Origin of the sequence: Bacillus sp. FSL K6-3200 (assembly GCF_038630485.1) — a bacterium.
In the GTDB taxonomy this organism is placed as follows: Bacteria; Bacillota; Bacilli; order Bacillales; family Bacillaceae; genus Bacillus; species Bacillus safensis.
In genome coordinates this window covers 1,289,389-1,309,226 of sequence record NZ_CP152032.1, presented here as the reverse complement: position 1 = coordinate 1,309,226, position 19,838 = coordinate 1,289,389, and the positions used below count along the sequence as shown (strand labels likewise).

Here is a 19,838-nt window from a genome sequence, read left to right as displayed (position 1 = left end):
ATGTTATTGCCAAAACGCGTGAAGTATCGCAGAGAACATCGTGGAAAAATGCGTGGTCGTGCAAAAGGCGGTACTGAAGTACATTTCGGTGAGTACGGTATCCAAGCTCTTGAAGCTTCTTGGATCACAAACCGTCAAATCGAAGCTGCTCGTATTGCTATGACTCGTTACATGAAACGTGGCGGTAAAGTTTGGATTAAAATTTTCCCTTCTAAGCCATACACAGCTAAACCTCTAGAGGTCCGCATGGGTTCCGGTAAAGGTGCTCCAGAAGGATGGGTAGCTGTAGTAAAACCGGGCAAAGTTTTATTTGAAATTTCTGGCGTGTCTGAAGAAGTTGCTCGTGAAGCTCTTCGTCTTGCATCTCACAAATTGCCAATTAAAACGAAGTTCGTAAAACGTGAAGAAATTGGTGGTGAATCAAATGAAAGCTAATGAAATTCGTGACCTTACCACTGCTGAAATTGAACAAAAAGTAAAGTCTCTTAAAGAAGAACTTTTCAATCTTCGTTTCCAATTAGCGACTGGGCAGCTTGAAAACACTGCTCGCATTCGTGAAGTGCGTAAATCAATCGCACGCATGAAAACTGTGATTCGTCAAAGAGAAATCGCTGCTAATAAATAATAATTAGAGGGGAGGCCCCGCAAACATGAGCGAACGTAACCAACGTAAAGTGTATCAAGGTCGTGTTGTTTCTGACAAAATGGATAAAACCATCACTGTTGTAGTTGAAACATACAAAAAGCATTCACTTTATGGCAAACGTGTAAGATACTCTAAAAAGTTCAAAGCACATGATGAAAACAACCAAGCAAAAATCGGAGACATCGTAAAGGTCATGGAAACTCGTCCTTTATCTGCGACTAAACGCTTTCGTCTAGTTGAAGTTGTCGAAGAAGCCGTTATTATCTAATAAAGTTCGGATTTCTTTTTCCGAAAGGAGGTAACATTAATGATTCAACAGGAGACTCGTTTAAAAGTAGCTGACAACTCTGGCGCACGCGAAGTACTAACGATTAAAGTTCTTGGTGGCTCTGGACGTAAGACGGCTAACATCGGTGATGTCATTGTTTGTACGGTTAAACAAGCAACACCTGGAGGCGTTGTCAAAAAAGGTGAAGTTGTGAAAGCAGTTATCGTTCGTACAAAGAGCGGAGCTCGCAGAAACGATGGATCTTACATCAGTTTCGACGAAAATGCATGTGTCATCATCCGTGACGACAAGAGCCCACGTGGAACTCGTATCTTCGGACCAGTAGCACGTGAACTTCGTGAAAACAACTATATGAAAATTGTTTCTCTAGCACCAGAAGTACTTTAATGAATACAATCCGCGACTCAAGGAGGTGCGATTAAATGCATGTTAAAAAGGGCGATAAAGTAGTGGTTATCTCTGGTAAAGATAAAGGTAAACAAGGTGTCATCCTTGCTGCTTTCCCTAAAAAGGAACGTGTTTTAGTAGAAGGTATTAACCTTGTGAAAAAACACTCTAAACCAACCCAAGCTAACCCTCAAGGCGGAATTTCTGAACAAGAAGCGCCGATCCACGTATCAAACGTAATGCCGCTTGATCCTAAAACGGGTGAAGTGACACGTGTTGGGTATAAAGTTGAGGACGGAAAGAAAGTCCGTGTAGCGAAAAAATCTGGGCAAGTTCTAGATAAATAGTAAATAAGGAAGGGAGGTCTTTCTCATGAACCGCCTTAAAGAAAAGTATGTAAAAGAAATTACACCTGCATTAGTTTCTAAGTTTGAATACACTTCAGTAATGCAAGTGCCAAAAATCGAAAAAATCGTGATCAACATGGGTGTTGGTGACGCCGTTCAAAACGCTAAAGCAATCGATACTGCTGTTGAAGAATTAACGTTTATCGCTGGTCAAAAACCTGTCGTTACTCGTGCGAAGAAGTCTATTGCTGGATTCCGTCTACGTGAAGGAATGCCAATCGGTGCGAAAGTAACACTTCGCGGAGAGCGCATGTATGATTTCCTTGATAAACTTATTTCTGTGTCTTTACCACGTGTACGTGACTTCCGCGGGATTTCTAAGAAATCTTTCGACGGTCGTGGAAACTACACGCTTGGTATTAAAGAACAGTTAATCTTCCCAGAAATTGATTACGATAAAGTAACAAAGGTCCGCGGTATGGATATCGTTATCGTTACTACTGCCAATACGGACGAAGAAGCACGTGAGTTATTAACTCAAGTAGGTATGCCGTTCCAGAAATAATCAATGAAAGGGAGGCGAAATCGTGGCTAAAAAGTCTATGATTGCGAAACAACAACGCAAACAAAAGTTTAAAGTTCAAGAGTATACGCGCTGCGAACGTTGTGGACGTCCACATTCAGTTATTCGTAAGTTTAAACTTTGCCGTATTTGTTTCCGCGAACTTGCATATAAAGGACAAATTCCTGGCGTTAAAAAAGCCAGCTGGTAATCCCCATAAATGGGAAGGAGGTTATTAAATAATGGTTATGACAGATCCGATTGCAGATTTGCTGACTCGTATTCGCAATGCGAACATGGTACGTCATGAGAAGCTAGAAGTACCGGCTTCAAAAATCAAAAGAGAAATTGCTGAAATCTTAAAGCGTGAAGGTTTTATCCGTGACGTTGAGTACGTCGAAGACAGCAAACAAGGAATTATCCGTTTGTTCCTTAAATACGGCCAAAACAACGAACGTGTTATCACTGGTCTTAAAAGAATCAGTAAACCTGGTTTACGCGTATATGCGAAATCAAATGAAGTACCACGTGTACTTAACGGACTTGGAATCGCAATTATTTCTACATCACAAGGTGTTTTATCGGACAAAGAAGCCCGTGCTAAACAAGCTGGTGGAGAAGTACTTGCTTACGTATGGTAAAAAAAGTTTAAGATGAATGGAGGTGCTTGGTATGTCTCGTATAGGTAAAAAACTAATCGAGATCCCTTCAGGAGTAACTGTGACAAACAACGATAACACAGTGACAGTAAAGGGACCAAAAGGTGAACTAACTCGTACATTTCACCCTGATATGGAAATTAAAATTGAGGACAACGTCTTAACTGTAAGCCGTCCGTCTGAAAATAAAGAACACCGTGCATTACATGGTACAACACGTAGCTTGATTGCAAACATGGTTGAAGGTGTATCTAAAGGTTTCGAAAGAGGTTTAGAACTTATCGGTGTCGGTTACCGTGCAGCTAAATCTGGAAACAAACTTGTTCTTAACGTTGGATACTCTCACCCAGTTGAAATCGTTCCTGAGGCTGGAGTTGAAGTAGAAGTTCCATCTCAAACGAAAGTAATCATTAAAGGTATCGATAAAGAGCGTGTAGGAGCTCTAGCTTCTAACATCCGCGCTGTCCGTGCTCCAGAGCCTTACAAAGGTAAAGGAATTCGTTACGAAGGTGAATTCGTTCGCCGTAAAGAAGGAAAAACTGGTAAGTAAGATCGCTTAAAGTGAAGAAAGGAGTGACTCGGATGATTACGAAAACTAGCAAAAACGCTACTCGTCTTAAAAGACATGCTCGTGTTCGTGCGAAACTTTCAGGTACTGCTGAAAGACCTCGCCTTAACGTTTTCCGTTCTAACAAGAATATCTACGCTCAAGTAATTGATGATGTTAACGGTGTAACACTTGTAAGTGCTTCTACTCTTGATAAAGAGTTAAAGAGCGAGAATAGTTCTGACACTGCAGCTGCTACTAAAGTTGGCGAACTTGTTGCAAAACGTGCTGTTGAAAAAGGAATCTCTAACGTGGTATTTGACCGCGGAGGATACCTATATCATGGACGTGTAAAAGCTCTAGCTGAAGCTGCTCGTGAGGCTGGACTTAAATTTTAATAAAAGAAGGAGGGACACATCCGAATGAGTCGTATTGACCCAAGCAAATTAGAGTTAGAAGAACGCTTAGTTACGGTTAACCGCGTAGCGAAAGTTGTTAAAGGTGGACGTCGTTTCCGTTTTGCAGCTTTAGTTGTTGTCGGTGACAAAAACGGTCATGTAGGTTTCGGTACTGGTAAAGCACAAGAAGTACCAGAAGCGATCCGCAAAGCTGTTGAAGATGCGAAAAAGAATTTAATTGAAGTACCAATGGTTGGAACTACAATTCCACATGAAATCATCGGTCGATTCGGTGCAGGAAACGTTCTATTGAAGCCTGCTTCAGAAGGTACAGGAGTTATCGCTGGAGGCCCAGTGCGTGCGGTACTTGAGCTTGCTGGTCTAGCTGATATCCTTTCTAAATCTCTAGGTTCTAATACACCGATCAACATGATCCGCGCAACACTTCAAGGTTTAAGTGAGCTTAAACGTGCTGAAGATGTAGCGAAGCTTCGTGGAAAATCTGTAGAAGACCTGTTAGGATAAGGAGGGAACAATAATGGCAAATAAATTAGAAATTACCCTCAAACGCAGTGTAATCGGTCGCCCTGAAGATCAGCGTGTCACTGTTCGTACTCTTGGTCTTAAGAAAACAAACCAAACAGTCGTACATGAAGACAATGCAGCGATCCGCGGCATGATTAACAAGGTGTCTCATTTAGTTTCTGTTAAAGAACAATAAAACATTTTTAATCGATAAGGAGGTGCCCAAATGAAACTTCATGAATTGAAGCCTTCAGAAGGTTCACGTAAAGTACGCAACCGTGTTGGTCGTGGTATTGGATCAGGTAACGGTAAAACTTCTGGTAAAGGTCATAAAGGTCAAAACGCTCGTTCTGGCGGCGGTGTACGCCCTGGTTTCGAAGGTGGTCAGATGCCTTTATTCCAACGCCTTCCAAAACGTGGTTTTACAAACATCAACCGTAAAGATTACGCGGTAATCAACTTAGACAGATTAAACAGTTTTGACGAAGGAACGGAAGTAACTCCTGAACTTCTTCTAGAGACTGGTGCAATAAGCAAGTTAAAAGCAGGAGTAAAAATTCTTGGCAACGGTAAATTAGAAAAAAAATTAACTGTAAAAGCCAATAAATTCTCTGCTTCTGCGAAAGAAGCGATTGAAGCTGCTGGCGGTACAGCCGAGGTGATCTAACTTGTTTAAGACAATCTCCAATTTTATGCGCGTGAAAGATATACGGAATAAGATTATATTCACACTTTTAATGTTAGTCGTCTTTCGTATAGGTGCTTTCATCCCTGTGCCTAATGTGAACGCCGAAGTTCTCCAGGCACAGGATCAAATGAGTGTTTTCGGAATCCTCAACACGTTTGGGGGCGGGGCACTTTTCCAATTCTCCATTCTTGCAATGGGGATTATGCCGTATATCACTGCTTCGATCATCATTCAGCTCTTGCAGATGGATGTTGTTCCGAAGTTTACTGAGTGGTCAAAGCAAGGAGAGGTTGGCCGCCGAAAATTAGCACAATTCACAAGGTATTTTACAATTGTTCTAGGATTTATCCAGGCGTTAGGAATGTCATATGGATTCAACAATATGGCAGGAGGCATGCTGATTGAAAACCCTGGTGTTTCAACGTATCTCTTAATTGCGGTCGTACTTACTGCGGGAACAGCATTTTTAATGTGGCTGGGTGAGCAGATTACTGCTCACGGTGTTGGTAACGGGATTTCGATTATTATCTTTTCCGGTATCATCGCTGGTATCCCTCAAACATTAAAACAAGTGTACGCTCAACAATTTGTAGGTGGAGATGGACAGCTGTTCATGCAAATCCTTAAAATTGCCCTTATTGTAATTGCCATTCTTGTCATTGTTATCGGTGTTATTTACATTCAAATGGCAGTGAGAAAGATTGCAATTCAATATTCAAAAGGAACTGGCCGTGCACAAATGTCTGCTAGTCAAGCAACGCACCTTCCATTGAAAGTGAATCCAGCAGGGGTGATTCCAGTCATCTTTGCCGTTTCTTTCATTATTACTCCGCAGACGATCGCATCGTTCTTCGGAACCAATAATGTGACAACTTGGATAACCAACAACTTTGACTATACTAAGCCAATCGGTATGACGATTTATGTAGCACTGATTGTTGCTTTCACATATTTTTATGCCTTTGTCCAAGTCAATCCTGAACAAATGGCTGAAAATCTGCAAAAGCAGGGTGGCTATATCCCGGGAGTTCGTCCAGGGAAAATGACTCAAGATAGAATTACGAGCATTTTGTACCGACTCACGTTTGTGGGCGCCATTTTCTTAGCCGTGATTTCAATACTTCCTATCTTTTTCATTCAATTCGCTGGATTACCTTCCGCTGCACAAATTGGCGGCACAAGTCTTCTCATTGTTGTAGGTGTTGCACTTGAAACAATGAAACAGCTTGAAAGCCAATTAGTGAAACGAAACTACCGTGGATTTATGAAATAAAACAGAGGGCTGGGCAGCTGCCCAACCTCTCTAAGTAAGGAAGGGGAAATCCGAAATGAACTTAGTCTTAATGGGGCTTCCGGGTGCTGGTAAAGGCACTCAGGCAGAACGAATTGTTGATGATTATGGGATCCCTCATATCTCAACAGGAGATATGTTCCGCGCTGCTATGAAAGAGGAGACACAACTTGGGCTCGAAGCAAAATCCTTTATCGATAAAGGAGAGCTTGTTCCTGATGAGGTCACAATCGGTATTGTTAGAGAAAGACTTGGCAAAAATGATTGTGAACAAGGTTTTCTTCTGGACGGATTTCCGCGAACAGTCGCTCAGGCTGAAGCTTTAGAAGAAATTCTAAAGGACCTTGGCAGAACGATTGATTATGTCATTAATATTAAAGTCGATAAAGATGCTTTGATGGAGCGTCTGACTGGCCGAAGAATTTGCAAAAATTGCGGAGCAACATATCATTTAGTATTTAATCCACCTGCGAAAGAAAATGTTTGTGACAAGTGTGGAGGCGAGCTTTATCAACGTGCAGATGATAATGCAGAAACCGTTTCGACTAGACTTGAAGTGAACTTAAAGCAGACTGAACCTTTACTGAACTTCTATTCAGAAAAAGGATATCTTGCAAACATTGATGGTGCGAAGCACATTAACGATGTATATGCAGATATCAAGGACCTGCTTGGAGGATTAAATAAATGATTATCTGTAAAACTCCTCGCGAGCTTGAGATTATGAGAGAAGCTGGACGTATTGTCGCACTGACTCATGAAGAGCTGAAGAAACATATAAAACCAGGTATTTCGACAAAAGAATTGGATCAAATTGCCGAACGTTTTATTACAAAGCAGGGTGCAATCCCATCTTTTAAAGGGTATAATGGTTTTCGCGGGAGCATTTGCGTTTCGGTGAATGAAGAACTCGTTCACGGTATTCCTGGTAAACGGGTTTTACGTGATGGTGACATCATTAGTATCGATATTGGCGCAAAGTTAAATGGCTATCATGGTGACTCTGCTTGGACTTATCCAGTTGGGGTAATCAGTGATGAAGACCGCAAACTACTGGAAGTCACAGAGGAATCTCTATATAAAGGCTTACAGGAAGCAAAGCCAGGCGAACGTCTGTCGAACATTTCCCATGCCATACAAACGTATGTTGAAAATGAAAATTTTTCAGTTGTTAGAGAATATGTTGGACATGGGGTCGGACAGGATCTTCATGAGGACCCTCAAATTCCTCATTATGGTCCGCCCAACAAAGGCCCGCGGCTAAAACCTGGAATGGTGTTGGCCATCGAACCGATGGTGAACGCAGGCAGCCGATATGTGAAAACATTGGCTGATAACTGGACGGTTGTAACGGTTGATGGGAAAAAGTGTGCTCACTTTGAGCATACGATTGCGATTACAGATACAGGTTTTGATATACTGACTAAGATTTAGGTCTTCACTGAAGCCTTTCAGGCCCAAATCGGGCAGGTTGTCTGTATAGTCCAAAGAAAGAACAAGATCAGTATACAGGTGTCATCGGCATGTTCGTTGGCTGCCATGTACTAATCGCAGACGGAGAAAAGCGTAAATTTCATTCTCCTAAGAAAAAATATCAATCATATAACCTTTTATGATTGCGTATCTCCGGAAGTTCAGAACAGTATATTCAAAACAGGTCGGGTGATAGATGGACAATTGAGAGATTCTCATTTGGACATTTGTCAGAGAGCAAGTTACTGATTTGAAGAAGGGAGAACACTTGAATGGCGAAAGACGATGTAATTGAAGTGGAAGGTACTGTAGCAGAAACTTTGCCAAATGCAATGTTCAAAGTTGAACTAGAGAATGGTCATACAGTTTTGGCTCATGTATCAGGAAAAATCCGTATGCACTTCATTCGCATTTTACCTGGAGACAAAGTTACGGTAGAATTATCTCCATATGACTTAACTCGTGGTAGAATTACGTACCGTTACAAATAAAGCAACTCCGGAAGAAGGAGGTTGGAAACACATGAAAGTGAGACCATCTGTTAAACCTATCTGTGAAAAATGTAAAGTGATTCGCAGAAAAGGAAAAGTAATGGTGATCTGTGAAAACCCAAAACATAAACAAAAACAAGGCTAATAACAAGGAGGTGCCCAAATCATGGCTCGTATTGCTGGTGTAGATATTCCACGTGATAAACGTGTTGTCATTTCTTTAACATATGTTTTTGGAATTGGTCGTACGACTGCGCAACAAGTCCTTAAAGAAGCAGGTGTTTCTGAAGACACTCGCGTTCGCGATCTAACTGAAGACGAACTTGGTAAAATCCGTGATATCATTGACAAACTTAAAGTAGAAGGTGACCTTCGTCGTGAAGTTTCACTTAACATTAAGCGTCTAATTGAAATCGGAAGCTACCGCGGAATCCGTCATCGTAGAGGACTTCCTGTTCGTGGACAAAACACAAAAAACAACGCGCGTACTCGTAAAGGTCCGCGTCGTACTGTAGCTAACAAGAAAAAATAAGTAAAGGAGGTAGTTAAAGAATGGCTGCTGCTCGTAAACAAAATACGCGTAAACGTCGCGTGAAAAAGAATATTGAAGCTGGAATCGCTCATATCCGTTCCACTTTCAACAACACGATTGTAACGATTACTGATGTTCATGGAAACGCAATTTCTTGGTCAAGTGCTGGTGCATTAGGATTCAGAGGTTCTCGTAAATCTACTCCTTTCGCTGCACAAATGGCTGCTGAAACTGCTGCTAAAGGTTCTATCGAACATGGTCTTAAAACACTTGAAGTAACTGTTAAAGGTCCTGGTTCTGGTCGTGAAGCTGCAATTCGTGCACTTCAAGCTGCAGGTCTTGAAGTTACTGCAATTAGAGACGTAACTCCAGTTCCTCATAACGGATGCCGTCCACCAAAACGTCGCCGCGTGTAATTTGTTTGTATAGATTTTGTGTCCCTGTCAATAATGGGTTATGATACAGTTATTTATGAGACGAATACACGACTCGTTGCCTGAGCACATACGGGACTAAACAATGAGGAATTTCGGATGGAATCTCATATGATTCTATTCGAGGTTTCGACGTTTTGAAGGAGGGTTTTATTAGATGATCGAAATTGAAAAACCAAAAATCGAAACGGTTGAAATCAGCGACGATGCCAAGTATGGCAAGTTTGTCGTAGAGCCACTTGAGCGTGGATATGGTACCACTTTAGGGAACTCCCTTCGTCGTATCCTTTTATCCTCACTTCCTGGTGCAGCTGTAACATCGATCCAGATAGATGGTGTCTTACACGAATTCTCAACGATCGAAGGCGTGGTTGAAGATGTTACAACGATTATCTTAAACATTAAAAAGCTTGCACTCAAAATCTACTCTGAAGAAGAGAAGACGCTTGAAATTGATGTACAAGATGAAGGTACTGTAACAGCTGCTGATATTACACACGACAGCGATATTGAAATTTTAAATCCAGATCTTCACATCGCAACTCTTGGCAAGAATGCGAGCTTCCGTGTTCGCTTAACTGCACAAAGAGGTCGCGGGTATAATCCTGCTGATGCAAACAAAAGAGACGATCAGCCAATCGGTGTGATTCCGATCGACTCAATCTATACACCTGTATCTCGTGTGACTTATCAAGTGGAGAACACCCGTGTTGGGCAAATCACAAACTATGATAAACTAACACTAGATGTATGGACTGATGGAAGCACAGGACCGAAAGAAGCGATCGCTCTAGGTTCTAAGATTTTAACTGAACACCTGAATATTTTCGTTGGGTTAACTGACGAAGCTCAGCATGCTGAAATCATGGTTGAGAAAGAAGAAGACCAAAAAGAAAAAGTGCTTGAAATGACAATTGAAGAGCTTGATCTTTCTGTTCGTTCTTACAACTGTTTGAAGCGTGCGGGTATTAATACTGTTCAAGAGCTTGCTAACAAGACAGAAGAGGATATGATGAAAGTTCGTAACCTTGGACGTAAATCTCTTGAAGAAGTGAAAGCGAAACTAGAAGAACTTGGACTGGGTCTTCGTAAAGACGATTGACTAGTTTCATTGTGAACTAGGATTTTCGTGTGTTTTTTATTCATACAGCATCTCTAATTAAGGAGGGGACATCACATGGCATACAGAAAGCTAGGACGCACTAGTGCACAACGTAAAGCAATGCTTCGTGACCTAACGACTGATTTGATCATCAACGAACGCATTGAAACAACTGAAACACGTGCGAAAGAACTTCGCTCTGTAGTTGAAAAAATGATCACTCTTGGCAAACGCGGAGATCTTCATGCTCGCCGTCAAGCTGCAGCTTACATTCGTAATGAAGTAGCTAACGCTGAAACAAACCAAGATGCACTTCAAAAATTATTCGCTGACGTTGCAACTCGCTACGAAGATCGCCAAGGTGGATACACTCGTATCATGAAGCTTGGACCTCGTCGCGGCGATGGCGCACCAATGGCTGTCATTGAATTAGTTTAATCACATATCGTGTATCTAAGAAAGGGCGGGACAGTTCATAACTGGATCTATGCCCTTTTTTAGGTACTACGGCTTTTTTTAGGAATAAGCAAAGAAGAGGTTGAGCTGAGAGGAGGTCCGGTAGAGATGGGGAAGACATTAATTGACGTAAAGGACATTGTATTTCGTTATCACAAGGATGCGGACAAGCCCGCTTTAGATCAAGTGTCACTGCATGTGAATCAAAATGAATGGCTCGCCATTGTTGGTCATAACGGTTCAGGTAAATCCACACTTGCCCGTGTGCTGAATGGGCTCATTTTACCGGATGCTGGTACGGTCAAGGTTGGAGAGATTGAGCTCAAAGAAGAAAGTGTGTGGGATATTCGCAAAAAGGTCGGAATGGTCTTTCAAAACCCAGATAATCAATTTGTGGGCTCAACGGTTCGTGATGATGTGGCTTTTGGTTTAGAAAATAACGGGGTTGAGCGGGAATTGATGATAGAACGTGTAGATTGGGCTGTCAAACAGGTCAATATGCAGGAGTTTCTTGATCAAGAGCCGCACCATCTATCAGGCGGGCAGAAGCAGAGAGTCGCCATTGCAGGTGTGCTTGCCGCAAGCCCTGACATCATGATCTTGGATGAAGCAACATCAATGCTTGATCCGATTGGCCGTGAAGAAGTGTTAGAGACTGTTAGACTACTGAAGGAACAAGGAACGGTCACAGTCATTTCCATCACACATGATTTAGACGAGGCTGCCAAGGCAGATCGCGTCATTGTGATGAATGGCGGGAAGAAATTTGCCGAGGGAACGCCAGAGGAAGTATTTGAACTAGATGAACAGCTGGTTCAGATTGGACTTGATCTGCCATTCTCCTATCGATTGAGCAAGCAATTGAAGCAGCATGGTGTGCCGCTTGCAAATGCCCATTTGACACAAGAAGGATTGGTGAAAGAGCTATGGACATTACGATCAAAGAATTAGAGCATCGTTATCAAATGAAAACGCCGTTTGAGCGTCTCGCTTTGTATGATGTCAATGCTTCCATCAAAGAAGGCAGCTATGTCGCTGTCATTGGTCATACGGGCTCTGGCAAGTCTACATTGCTGCAGCATTTAAATGGATTGCTCAAACCAACGAAGGGGAGCATTGCGCTTGGAGAGACAGTTTTACAAGCCAATAAAAAGCAGAAGGATATGAAACCCCTCCGCAAAAAGGTAGGCATCGTGTTTCAGTTTCCTGAACATCAACTCTTTGAGGAAACCATCCTCAAGGATATCTGCTTTGGTCCGATGAACTTCGGCGTTCCTCAAGCGAAGGCAGAAGCGAAGGCGAAGGAGATGCTGAAACTGGTTGGTCTTCCTGAGTCCCTATTATCTCGATCTCCCTTTGAACTAAGCGGCGGTCAAATGAGACGTGTGGCGATAGCAGGCGTCTTAGCCATGGAACCAGAGGTGCTTGTGCTTGATGAGCCGACTGCTGGGCTAGATCCACGCGGGCGGAAGGAAATCATGGACATGTTCTATGACCTTCATCAAAAGGCAAACCTCACCACGATTTTGGTCACACACAGTATGGAAGATGCCGCTCATTATGCGGATCAAATGATTGTGATGCATAAAGGGACAGTGAAGGCGACAGGTACGCCGAGAGAGTTGTTTGCCAATCGTACAGACATGTCTTCGTTTGGTCTCGACCTCCCAGAAACGATTAAGTTCCAGCAGACTGTAGAAGAAAAGCTTGGTATTACGTTTCCAAGGCCGCTTCTGACCATGGATGAAATGGCAGAAGCCTTAACAGCTCTTTATCAGGAGGACACGACATCATGATGGATAGTATGATTATCGGCAAATATGTGCCAGGTTCATCCTTTGTCCATCGTCTTGATCCAAGGACAAAGCTGTTATCAATTTTCTTTTTTGTCTTTATTGTCTTTTTTGCTAATAATTACATCACTTACGGGCTTTTAGGTGTCTTTACCATTCTTGTGGTGATGGTTTCTCAGGTGCCGTTATACTTTATTCTCAAGGGAATGAAGCCGATCCTATGGATTGTCCTGTTTACCTTTATTCTGCATATTTTCATGACAAAGGATGGCGCCTTGCTATTCCACTTTGGTTTTCTGAATATTTATGAAGAAGGTCTAAAGCAGGGGATCTTCATTTCACTCCGTTTTGTCTATCTCATCATGATGACGACACTTCTTACGTTAACGACAACGCCTATAGAAGTGACAGACGGGATGGAGAAGCTTCTGCACCCATTCCGTAAAATCAAACTGCCTGTTCATGAGCTTGCTCTCATGATGTCCATCTCTCTTCGGTTTATTCCGACGTTACTAGAAGAGACCGACAAAATCATGAAGGCACAAATGGCACGAGGCGTTGATTTTACAAGCGGACCTTTAAAGGATCGCCTGAAAGCGATCGTTCCTTTGCTTGTTCCGCTTTTCGTCAGTGCGTTTAAGCGTGCAGAAGAACTGGCGACCGCGATGGAAGCGAGAGGCTACCGCGGGGGAGAAGGACGGACGAAATACCGTCAGCTTGTCTGGGGTATGAAGGACACGTTCACGCTGCTTCTATTCATCCTGTTAACAGCGCTCCTTGTGCTGCTTAGAAATTAGGTGATTCCTAGATGAAGGTTAAATGTACCGTATCCTACGACGGGACACATTTTAAAGGCTATCAGGTGCAGCCAGGGCAGCGAACCGTTCAGACGGAGATAGAGTCTGCCCTTGCAAGAATGCACAAACAGGATGAACTGATTCCGATTGTGGCTTCCGGCCGGACAGACAGCGGTGTCCATGCAAAGGGACAGGTCATCCATTTTGACACCCCGCTCTCGATCCCGATGGAGAGATGGCCATTTGCCCTCAACAGCTTGCTGCCGGATGATATCCGTGTTCTAAAGGCTGAGGAGGTCGATGACTCGTTTCATGCCAGATTTGGTGTTGTTTCGAAGGAGTACCGTTATAAGGTCTCAACGGAAACACACCAAAATGTGTTCACGAGACAGTATGCCTGCCACTATCCTTACCGGCTGGATATCGATAAAATGAGAAAAGCTGCTGAGCACCTGATTGGGACACATAACTTTACAAGCTTTTGTGCAGCCAATACAGAGGTTCAGGACAAGGTGAGGGATATTTATGCCCTCGAGTGGAAAAACGTCTCAGACGGGCTTGAAATGCGTGTGAGAGGGAATGGTTTTTTATACAACATGGTGCGCATTATCGCTGGGACGTTACTTGAAATTGGTTCTGGTAAATTTCACCCTGAGGAGATAAAAGCCATGCTTGCCGCCCGAAATCGCGAAGCGGCAGGCAAGACTGCGCCTAGTCACGGACTGTATTTATGGGAAGTTTTCTATGACAACTAAACCAGGTGTAACATGTTCTTGACACAGGAAGCAGAAAGTTATAAGATATCATATGGTATGTATTTCAACCCCACAAATAAGCCCCGGAAGACTTATTCTGTGTTTTGAAATAGAACGTAGCATTTGATTCAAGGAAAATTCATTGATTTATTTAGGAGGGAAACTCATGCGTACAACACCAATGGCGAACGCAAGCACAATTGAGCGCAAATGGCTAGTTGTTGATGCGGCAGGCAAGACTCTAGGTCGTCTTTCTACTGAAGTAGCATCACTTTTGCGCGGTAAGCACAAACCAACTTATACACCACACGTTGATACAGGTGATCATGTGATCATCATCAATGCTGAGAAAATCGAATTAACTGGTAAGAAATTGACGGACAAAATTTACTACCGTCACACGATGCACCCAGGTGGTTTGAAACAAAGAACTGCTCTTGAGATGCGTACAAACTACCCTGAAAAAATGTTGGAGCTTGCTATCAAAGGTATGCTTCCAAAGGGTCCACTAGGTCGTCAAATGTTCAAAAAATTAAATGTGTACCGTGGTTCTGAGCATCCACATCAAGCACAACAACCTGAAGTTTACGAACTTCGCGGTTAATTATAAGGGAGGTTAACAATTTGGCACAGGTTCAATATTACGGTACAGGTCGTCGTAAAAGTTCTGTAGCGCGCGTTCGCTTAGTTCCAGGTGAAGGCCGTATCGTCGTTAATAATCGTGAAATTACTGAATACATTCCATTTGCTGCTTTAATCGAAGACGTGAAACAGCCTTTGAACATCACAGAAACAGCTAACAGCTACGATGTTCTTGTAACTGTTCACGGTGGTGGATTCTCTGGTCAAGCTGGAGCAATTCGTCACGGTATCTCTCGTGCTCTTCTAGAAGTAGATCCTGAGTACCGTACACCACTTAAACGTGCTGGACTTCTTACTCGTGACCCTCGTATGAAAGAGCGTAAGAAATACGGTCTTAAAGGCGCACGTAGAGCTCCTCAGTTCTCAAAACGTTAATCAATTTTATATTGTATGGACGTTTTACAAAGGTTTGTTACAGACAAACCATATAAAAAAAGCATCAGCATCCTGCTGGTGCTTTTTTTATTTGTGTTTTTTTCTGTTTGGAAACATATAAAATAGCATCATAGCAAGGTTTCTATTTAAAACACGAAGTCTATGGAGGGTGTCCTATGAATCTAACAACAGAAAGGTGTATCATTCGATCATTTGCTGAGGAAGATTGGCAGGATGTCTATGCTTATACATCTAATGAGACGGTGATGAAGTATATTCCGGAAGATGTATTTTCTAAAGAAGATGCGAAGGAATTTGTCAAAAATAATCGTCATGAAGATGCTAAGTATGTTGCTGTCCTTTTAAAAGAAGATCATACATGTATCGGGCATATCGTGTTTCATCCTTACTTTGGTGAGCACACTTATGAGATTGGCTGGGTTTTCAATCCTGCCTATCAAAACAAGGGATATGCATCAGAAGCGGCTTATGCTGTCCTGCATCATGGTTTTCACACGCTAAACTTACATCGGATTATCGCCACTTGTCAGCCTGAAAATGTGCCATCGTGGAGAGTGATGGAGAAAATGGGGATGAGGAGAGAGGGGTATTTTAAAAAATGTATACCACAAGGAAATGAGTGGTGGGATGAGTTTTACTATGCCATCTTACAAGAGGAATGGTTCGTGAAGAAGGCATGATAAGTCTTCATGATATGAAGTAATTCGCCATTCCAAATATCCCTTCGCTTTCGATGTTGATATAATCAGGTCAAATAAGCAGAAGAGGGAGGATCTTTGATGCACATTTTCTTATGATTGATTTTCCCAAGGGTACACACCGCCGCCTAGTTATGTGGTTAAAAAAGCAGCTGATCAAATTTTATAGAAGAACGGTTGCATTTGGCATTTTGGTAAGTGAAGATAGTTTCCATCCATCATAGGAGGTGCTTTCATTGAATTTAAATCAATTGACATTTAGAGAAGCTGTGCAAGAAGATCTCGACAAAATCATCTTCATGCTTTCAGATGATAAGTTAGGTCAAAAGAGAGAGCGTTACACTCGCCCATTATTAGAAAGCTATATCAAAGCCTTTCATTCAATCGATGCTGATCCAAATATTGAACTCATTGTTGCGTGTGACCAGAAAGAAGCAGTTGGTGTTCTTCAGTTAACGATGACGCCATTTCTTACGCATCAAGGAGGATGGAGAGCATCCATCGAAGGAGTACGCACGGCTTCGACTCATAGAGGAAAAGGAGTCGGCTCGCTGCTTATAAAGTGGGCCATTCAACGCGCAAGCGACCGCGGCTGTCATATGATTCAGCTGACAACAGATAAACAGAGGCCAGAAGCACGACATTTTTATGAGAAATTAGGATTTGAAGCCACTCATGAAGGAATGAAGCTGCATTTGCCCCATGAATAAGGATATCAAGAAGCGGAGGATTCATGTACCTCTGCCTTTTCGGTTCCTTTATTTGAAATATTTGTTATATTGAATATGTAAATCCTCTGTTATTTGGAAAGGAGAAACATGTTACTCATAATCGGTCTAATTGTCATATGTGTGGTCATACTTTACGTGGTGGTTCAAGTCTTGCTGTATAAAAGAGATATGAAGAAAACGAAGGAAGATCTTTTGATATTTGTCGCAAAAAACAAAAAGGACGTTTCAGTGACAATCATTGAAAATGATGATGTGATGTTAGAATGGAATGCTGATCAAAAAACACCACTTGCAAGTACGGTGAAATTAGTGGTTTTATTTCATTTCGTTAAAGCTGTATCGAGAGGCACCATCAAGCTAGAGGAAAAAGTGGCATTGTCTGATTTAGAGCGGTTTTATATTGATAGAACAGACGGTGGTGCGCACACGTACTGGCTGGAGGTCAATGATTTTTCTGAGCATGCGACTTTATTAGATATTGCCAAAGGGATGATGCAATTCAGTTCGAATGCTTGTACGGATTATTTGATTGACCGGCTGGGCTTAGAAAAGATCAATGATCAGATGAAACAAGCAGGTCTTACAGAACATGATGAACTCATGCCGCTGACGCCAATGATTTTGTGGTCCGCTTATGTATCTGATCGTCGGCGGGATGCATTCAAGAAAATGAGCGGCGTATCCGAAGAACAATACAAATCTCTAATGAATGAGATTTTTAATATCATGAAAAATGACCCAGAGCATAAAAAGGTGTTAGAAGGAAAAATGAAAAAAAAGAACTTATTAGGGTGGCGTATACAATCATTACTGACGCAAAAAATGACAAAGTCTACAACCAATGAATATACATATTTTATGAAACGTCTTCATGACGAGCTGTTAACAACAGAAGAAAAGAGTCTTTTTAGCCAAATCGTACTGGGAGAAACATTGAAAAAGGAGACAGATCAATATTTTTGGTATAAAGGCGGAGCAACATTGTTTGTTTTCACAGGTGCTTTATATCGAAGAACAGATACATCCTCTATCTCCATCTCTCTTTTTATCAATGATCCGAAAGCGAACAATTCTCACTGGATTGGGGAAGTATTCAACGAATTTATTCTTACTGCAGCAGTGGATCAAAACTTTCGACAACGATTGATTCAGGCTTTTACTAAATAATCATCAAAAAAACAGAGGGAGACTCCCCTCTGTTTTATTATTTCTGCATTGGAAACGCTTTGTATACATCTTGGCGTTTCTCTTTTGACTTCACAACTCCATCAACCAGTTCCTTTTGCCAAAGCGGTGTATCGTCTTTGTACTTTTTAAAAGGGTGAGGGAGCTTTTTTTCTAGCTGTTTTCTTTTAAACGTGACGGACGGCTCGTCTTTAGAGCTCATGTTAAGTGTCACTTGCTCTAGATTATCGACAAGAATAAAAAGTGCTAATGCATTATATAAGTAGTTTTTTTCAATGGTATCCTTCTTATCAAACCAAGATGCATCAAATTGTTCTTCTGTATAAGTGGCATTTTCCTTCACGCCATATGTTACTTTTAGTGCTTTTTCATCTGCGATTTCATACTCGCGAATCACGTTACCTGGAAGATCTGATAAAATAGCGCCGATTGCTCCGTTGTCTCCAATATAAGAATTTTTGTGCTTAGAAAGCTGTTTTAAGGAAATATCTTCTATTCCTTTGATGTCGCTTTCTTTCTCACTAGCTTGACTGCTGCATGCAGATAAGACGACTGTTAATAGCAGCAGGATATACATCCATTTCTTCATTGATTTTGCCCCTTTATCATTCTTTCTATATGTAAATGTCTATTTTATCACAATTTTCCATTCTGATCGTTCACAAGCCGTCATTTCCATTTACTGAACTGCATGTTTTGTTCAAACCAACGAACAATACAAAGAAAAAAGGAGTTCAGTCCATGGCAGAAGTGCTTTCATTTTATCAACTGAAAACAAAACGAGATGTCACGCTTGAAAAGAAGCTTTTGCGTACATTGTCACTTCAACAAGTAACGGCCGCTTCCGAGAAATTCACGAAGAAGCTGTTTCCATTTGCAGATGATCCAGCGGGTATTATGAGTGATGGCTGTATTGATTTTGCGATTGAAGCTTTTTTAGCTGGCGGAAGATACGGTGAGTCAAGTAAATACGGAGAATCGTTTGACGATATCAAGAAGCGATCCTCCCAGGAGGAAGCTGAGCTGATTGAAGAGCTCGCAGGGTGTTTGCAATCGTGGGGGAATATGTTCCGTATGGAGCGGAAGATGTCATGTTTATATCCATTTGCGAGAGATTTTTTAAGCATGTGGTGGCAGGAAGGCTTTCGTGAATCAGAAAAAAGACACAAGCTTCGGCTGCACTAAGCATATTTCCAGCCCTTGTCCCATATCTATAAAATAATGGTGTATGGGAGGGACAGGGATGAAAAGAAAGCTGAAGTGGACAGGGTTTTTAATTGGATTTATTGTCCTCTTATTCTTATTCAGGTTTCAATTTCTAAATGATGATTCATGGAAATCGTGGAATTTGCCTCTAAGCGGGAAGATCATCTATTTAGATCCGGGTCACGGCGGTCCAGATGGCGGGGCTGTGGGGGGAGAGCTGCTTGAGAAAGAGATTGCACTGGATGTCTCCATGAAGATACGGGATTATTTGCAGGAGCAGGGCGCGCTTGTTCTCATGACCCGAGAGGATGATTCTGATTTATCATCAAAGAATACAAGGGGATATGCCCGAAAGAAAGCGGAGGATTTAAGGAACCGCGTAAAAGTCATCAATGAGTCTGAAGCAGACCTCTATTTAAGCATTCATTTAAATGCGATACCATCCAACAAATGGAGCGGGGCGCAGACGTTTTTTTATGGAAAGTATGAAGAAAATGAAAAGGCAGCGAAGTTCATTCAGGATGAATTACGCAGAAATCTTGAAAACACAGATCGAAAGGCGAAGCGGATCAACGGCATTTATTTAATGCAAAATGTCACAAAGCCAGGAGCTCTTGTGGAAATTGGATTTCTCTCCAACCCGAAAGAGGCTGGTCAGCTGGCAACACCTAAATATCAGGATCAAATTGCTGCCTCTATTTATAAAGGGATTTTAAGATATTTAACAGAGCAAAAAGAGCCGCCTGAATAAGGGGCTTTTTCCTTTTGATCGCAGGCAAACAGGACAGACATTGTAAGGATATGTATG

General features: G+C 42.0%; 34 protein-coding genes and 1 pseudogene. 34 read left to right on the top strand and 1 reads right to left on the bottom strand.

All coding sequences use genetic code 11. The annotated features are described in order from the left end of the window. From rplP to MHI60_RS06450, 32 genes and pseudogenes are all read left to right on the top strand, one after another. A complete protein-coding gene (rplP, locus tag MHI60_RS06605; RefSeq protein ID WP_003156478.1) occupies positions 1 to 435 on the top strand; it encodes a 50S ribosomal protein L16 in 435 nt (144 codons plus the stop codon). After that, positions 425 to 625, top strand: coding sequence for a 50S ribosomal protein L29 (gene rpmC, locus MHI60_RS06600; protein WP_003217155.1), 201 nt, complete (start codon positions 425 to 427; stop codon positions 623 to 625). The genes rplP and rpmC overlap by 11 nt, the downstream gene beginning before the upstream one ends. 25 nt (positions 626 to 650) lie before the next feature. After that, positions 651 to 914 (top strand): 30S ribosomal protein S17, encoded by a 264-nt coding sequence (rpsQ, locus tag MHI60_RS06595; RefSeq protein ID WP_003216906.1) that lies wholly within the window; start codon positions 651 to 653, stop codon positions 912 to 914. Between the two features lie 39 nt (positions 915 to 953). Further along, complete coding sequence (gene rplN, locus MHI60_RS06590) at positions 954 to 1,322, top strand: 50S ribosomal protein L14 (RefSeq protein ID WP_003216882.1); 369 nt, start codon at positions 954 to 956, stop codon at positions 1,320 to 1,322. Between the two features lie 35 nt (positions 1,323 to 1,357). Then, positions 1,358 to 1,669: a 50S ribosomal protein L24 gene (rplX, locus tag MHI60_RS06585; protein WP_008356538.1), complete on the top strand. Its 312-nt coding sequence runs from the start codon at positions 1,358 to 1,360 to the stop codon at positions 1,667 to 1,669. 25 nt (positions 1,670 to 1,694) lie between these two features. Continuing rightward, the gene (gene rplE, locus MHI60_RS06580; protein WP_024425600.1) at positions 1,695 to 2,234 is read left to right on the top strand and encodes a 50S ribosomal protein L5; all 540 of its coding nucleotides are present in this window, start codon (positions 1,695 to 1,697) and stop codon (positions 2,232 to 2,234) included. Between the two features lie 22 nt (positions 2,235 to 2,256). After that, positions 2,257 to 2,442 carry a 30S ribosomal protein S14 gene (gene rpsN, locus MHI60_RS06575; RefSeq protein ID WP_008356542.1) on the top strand — a complete coding sequence of 62 codons (186 nt, stop codon included), beginning with the start codon at positions 2,257 to 2,259 and terminating at the stop codon, positions 2,440 to 2,442. A 31-nt stretch (positions 2,443 to 2,473) separates the two neighbouring features. Then, positions 2,474 to 2,872, top strand: coding sequence for a 30S ribosomal protein S8 (gene rpsH, locus MHI60_RS06570; protein WP_007496327.1), 399 nt, complete (start codon positions 2,474 to 2,476; stop codon positions 2,870 to 2,872). Positions 2,873 to 2,903: 31 nt separating this feature from the next. Continuing rightward, positions 2,904 to 3,440, top strand: a complete 537-nt coding sequence (gene rplF / locus MHI60_RS06565) for a 50S ribosomal protein L6 (RefSeq protein ID WP_048240164.1) — start codon at positions 2,904 to 2,906, stop codon at positions 3,438 to 3,440. Positions 3,441 to 3,472: 32 nt separating this feature from the next. Then, entirely contained in the window at positions 3,473 to 3,835 is a 363-nt protein-coding gene (rplR, locus tag MHI60_RS06560) for a 50S ribosomal protein L18 (RefSeq protein ID WP_095407554.1), read from the top strand. A gap of 24 nt (positions 3,836 to 3,859) precedes the next feature. Beyond that, entirely contained in the window at positions 3,860 to 4,360 is a 501-nt protein-coding gene (gene rpsE, locus MHI60_RS06555; RefSeq protein WP_007496332.1) for a 30S ribosomal protein S5, read from the top strand. Positions 4,361 to 4,373: 13 nt separating this feature from the next. Further along, the gene (gene rpmD, locus MHI60_RS06550) at positions 4,374 to 4,556 is read left to right on the top strand and encodes a 50S ribosomal protein L30 (protein WP_003217067.1); all 183 of its coding nucleotides are present in this window, start codon (positions 4,374 to 4,376) and stop codon (positions 4,554 to 4,556) included. 30 nt (positions 4,557 to 4,586) lie between these two features. Beyond that, positions 4,587 to 5,027, top strand: a complete 441-nt coding sequence (rplO, locus tag MHI60_RS06545) for a 50S ribosomal protein L15 (RefSeq protein ID WP_003216888.1) — start codon at positions 4,587 to 4,589, stop codon at positions 5,025 to 5,027. A gap of 1 nt (position 5,028) precedes the next feature. Next, positions 5,029 to 6,321 carry a preprotein translocase subunit SecY gene (gene secY, locus MHI60_RS06540; RefSeq protein ID WP_047203799.1) on the top strand — a complete coding sequence of 431 codons (1,293 nt, stop codon included), beginning with the start codon at positions 5,029 to 5,031 and terminating at the stop codon, positions 6,319 to 6,321. Positions 6,322 to 6,376: 55 nt separating this feature from the next. Next, complete coding sequence (locus MHI60_RS06535) at positions 6,377 to 7,030, top strand: adenylate kinase (protein ID WP_024425604.1); 654 nt, start codon at positions 6,377 to 6,379, stop codon at positions 7,028 to 7,030. After that, a complete protein-coding gene (gene map, locus MHI60_RS06530) occupies positions 7,027 to 7,773 on the top strand; it encodes a type I methionyl aminopeptidase (protein ID WP_003217210.1) in 747 nt (248 codons plus the stop codon). The genes MHI60_RS06535 and map overlap by 4 nt, the downstream gene beginning before the upstream one ends. A gap of 45 nt (positions 7,774 to 7,818) precedes the next feature. Further along, positions 7,819 to 8,107: pseudogene (locus MHI60_RS06525) on the top strand (RNA-binding protein). Continuing rightward, positions 8,085 to 8,303 carry a translation initiation factor IF-1 gene (infA, locus tag MHI60_RS06520; RefSeq protein ID WP_003217190.1) on the top strand — a complete coding sequence of 73 codons (219 nt, stop codon included), beginning with the start codon at positions 8,085 to 8,087 and terminating at the stop codon, positions 8,301 to 8,303. Before MHI60_RS06525 ends, infA begins: the two are co-directional and overlap by 23 nt. A 31-nt stretch (positions 8,304 to 8,334) precedes the next feature. After that, positions 8,335 to 8,448 (top strand): 50S ribosomal protein L36, encoded by a 114-nt coding sequence (rpmJ, locus tag MHI60_RS06515; RefSeq protein WP_003156543.1) that lies wholly within the window; start codon positions 8,335 to 8,337, stop codon positions 8,446 to 8,448. 21 nt (positions 8,449 to 8,469) lie between these two features. Next, positions 8,470 to 8,835 (top strand): 30S ribosomal protein S13, encoded by a 366-nt coding sequence (gene rpsM, locus MHI60_RS06510; RefSeq protein ID WP_003217023.1) that lies wholly within the window; start codon positions 8,470 to 8,472, stop codon positions 8,833 to 8,835. 20 nt (positions 8,836 to 8,855) lie between these two features. After that, positions 8,856 to 9,251, top strand: a complete 396-nt coding sequence (gene rpsK / locus MHI60_RS06505; RefSeq protein ID WP_003217231.1) for a 30S ribosomal protein S11 — start codon at positions 8,856 to 8,858, stop codon at positions 9,249 to 9,251. A 175-nt stretch (positions 9,252 to 9,426) separates the two neighbouring features. Next, the gene (locus MHI60_RS06500) at positions 9,427 to 10,371 is read left to right on the top strand and encodes a DNA-directed RNA polymerase subunit alpha (protein ID WP_003217009.1); all 945 of its coding nucleotides are present in this window, start codon (positions 9,427 to 9,429) and stop codon (positions 10,369 to 10,371) included. A 75-nt stretch (positions 10,372 to 10,446) separates the two neighbouring features. Continuing rightward, positions 10,447 to 10,809 carry a 50S ribosomal protein L17 gene (gene rplQ / locus MHI60_RS06495; protein ID WP_003216944.1) on the top strand — a complete coding sequence of 121 codons (363 nt, stop codon included), beginning with the start codon at positions 10,447 to 10,449 and terminating at the stop codon, positions 10,807 to 10,809. A gap of 126 nt (positions 10,810 to 10,935) precedes the next feature. After that, a complete protein-coding gene (locus tag MHI60_RS06490) occupies positions 10,936 to 11,778 on the top strand; it encodes an energy-coupling factor ABC transporter ATP-binding protein (protein WP_144486220.1) in 843 nt (280 codons plus the stop codon). Next, entirely contained in the window at positions 11,754 to 12,623 is an 870-nt protein-coding gene (locus MHI60_RS06485) for an energy-coupling factor ABC transporter ATP-binding protein (RefSeq protein WP_144486218.1), read from the top strand. Before MHI60_RS06490 ends, MHI60_RS06485 begins: the two co-directional genes overlap by 25 nt. Then, positions 12,620 to 13,417, top strand: a complete 798-nt coding sequence (locus MHI60_RS06480; RefSeq protein ID WP_024425607.1) for an energy-coupling factor transporter transmembrane protein EcfT — start codon at positions 12,620 to 12,622, stop codon at positions 13,415 to 13,417. The genes MHI60_RS06485 and MHI60_RS06480 overlap by 4 nt, the downstream gene beginning before the upstream one ends. An 11-nt stretch (positions 13,418 to 13,428) precedes the next feature. After that, positions 13,429 to 14,172: a tRNA pseudouridine(38-40) synthase TruA gene (gene truA, locus MHI60_RS06475; RefSeq protein WP_144486216.1), complete on the top strand. Its 744-nt coding sequence runs from the start codon at positions 13,429 to 13,431 to the stop codon at positions 14,170 to 14,172. Positions 14,173 to 14,338: 166 nt separating this feature from the next. After that, positions 14,339 to 14,776: a 50S ribosomal protein L13 gene (rplM, locus tag MHI60_RS06470; RefSeq protein ID WP_003217042.1), complete on the top strand. Its 438-nt coding sequence runs from the start codon at positions 14,339 to 14,341 to the stop codon at positions 14,774 to 14,776. 20 nt (positions 14,777 to 14,796) lie between these two features. After that, on the top strand, positions 14,797 to 15,189 hold the full coding sequence (gene rpsI / locus MHI60_RS06465; RefSeq protein ID WP_095407558.1) for a 30S ribosomal protein S9: 393 nt from the start codon (positions 14,797 to 14,799) through the stop codon (positions 15,187 to 15,189). 176 nt (positions 15,190 to 15,365) lie between these two features. Beyond that, the gene (locus MHI60_RS06460; RefSeq protein ID WP_144486214.1) at positions 15,366 to 15,890 is read left to right on the top strand and encodes a GNAT family protein; all 525 of its coding nucleotides are present in this window, start codon (positions 15,366 to 15,368) and stop codon (positions 15,888 to 15,890) included. A gap of 317 nt (positions 15,891 to 16,207) precedes the next feature. Then, positions 16,208 to 16,618: a GNAT family N-acetyltransferase gene (locus tag MHI60_RS06455; RefSeq protein ID WP_144486226.1), complete on the top strand. Its 411-nt coding sequence runs from the start codon at positions 16,208 to 16,210 to the stop codon at positions 16,616 to 16,618. A 171-nt stretch (positions 16,619 to 16,789) separates the two neighbouring features. Continuing rightward, entirely contained in the window at positions 16,790 to 17,806 is a 1,017-nt protein-coding gene (locus MHI60_RS06450) for a class A beta-lactamase-related serine hydrolase (protein WP_263639897.1), read from the top strand. Positions 17,807 to 17,843: 37 nt separating this feature from the next. On the opposite strand, the gene MHI60_RS06445 is transcribed toward MHI60_RS06450, so the two are convergent. Then, complete coding sequence (locus MHI60_RS06445; RefSeq protein ID WP_144486211.1) at positions 17,844 to 18,413, bottom strand: DUF4825 domain-containing protein; 570 nt, start codon at positions 18,411 to 18,413, stop codon at positions 17,844 to 17,846. Between the two features lie 152 nt (positions 18,414 to 18,565). Here MHI60_RS06445 and MHI60_RS06440 point away from each other — a divergent pair, with 152 nt between their 5' ends. Both MHI60_RS06440 and cwlD read left to right on the top strand, forming a co-directional pair. After that, positions 18,566 to 19,009, top strand: coding sequence for a DUF2521 family protein (locus MHI60_RS06440; protein WP_095407561.1), 444 nt, complete (start codon positions 18,566 to 18,568; stop codon positions 19,007 to 19,009). A gap of 58 nt (positions 19,010 to 19,067) precedes the next feature. After that, entirely contained in the window at positions 19,068 to 19,781 is a 714-nt protein-coding gene (gene cwlD, locus MHI60_RS06435; RefSeq protein WP_034283867.1) for an N-acetylmuramoyl-L-alanine amidase CwlD, read from the top strand. The last annotated feature ends 57 nt before the right edge of the window (positions 19,782 to 19,838 follow it).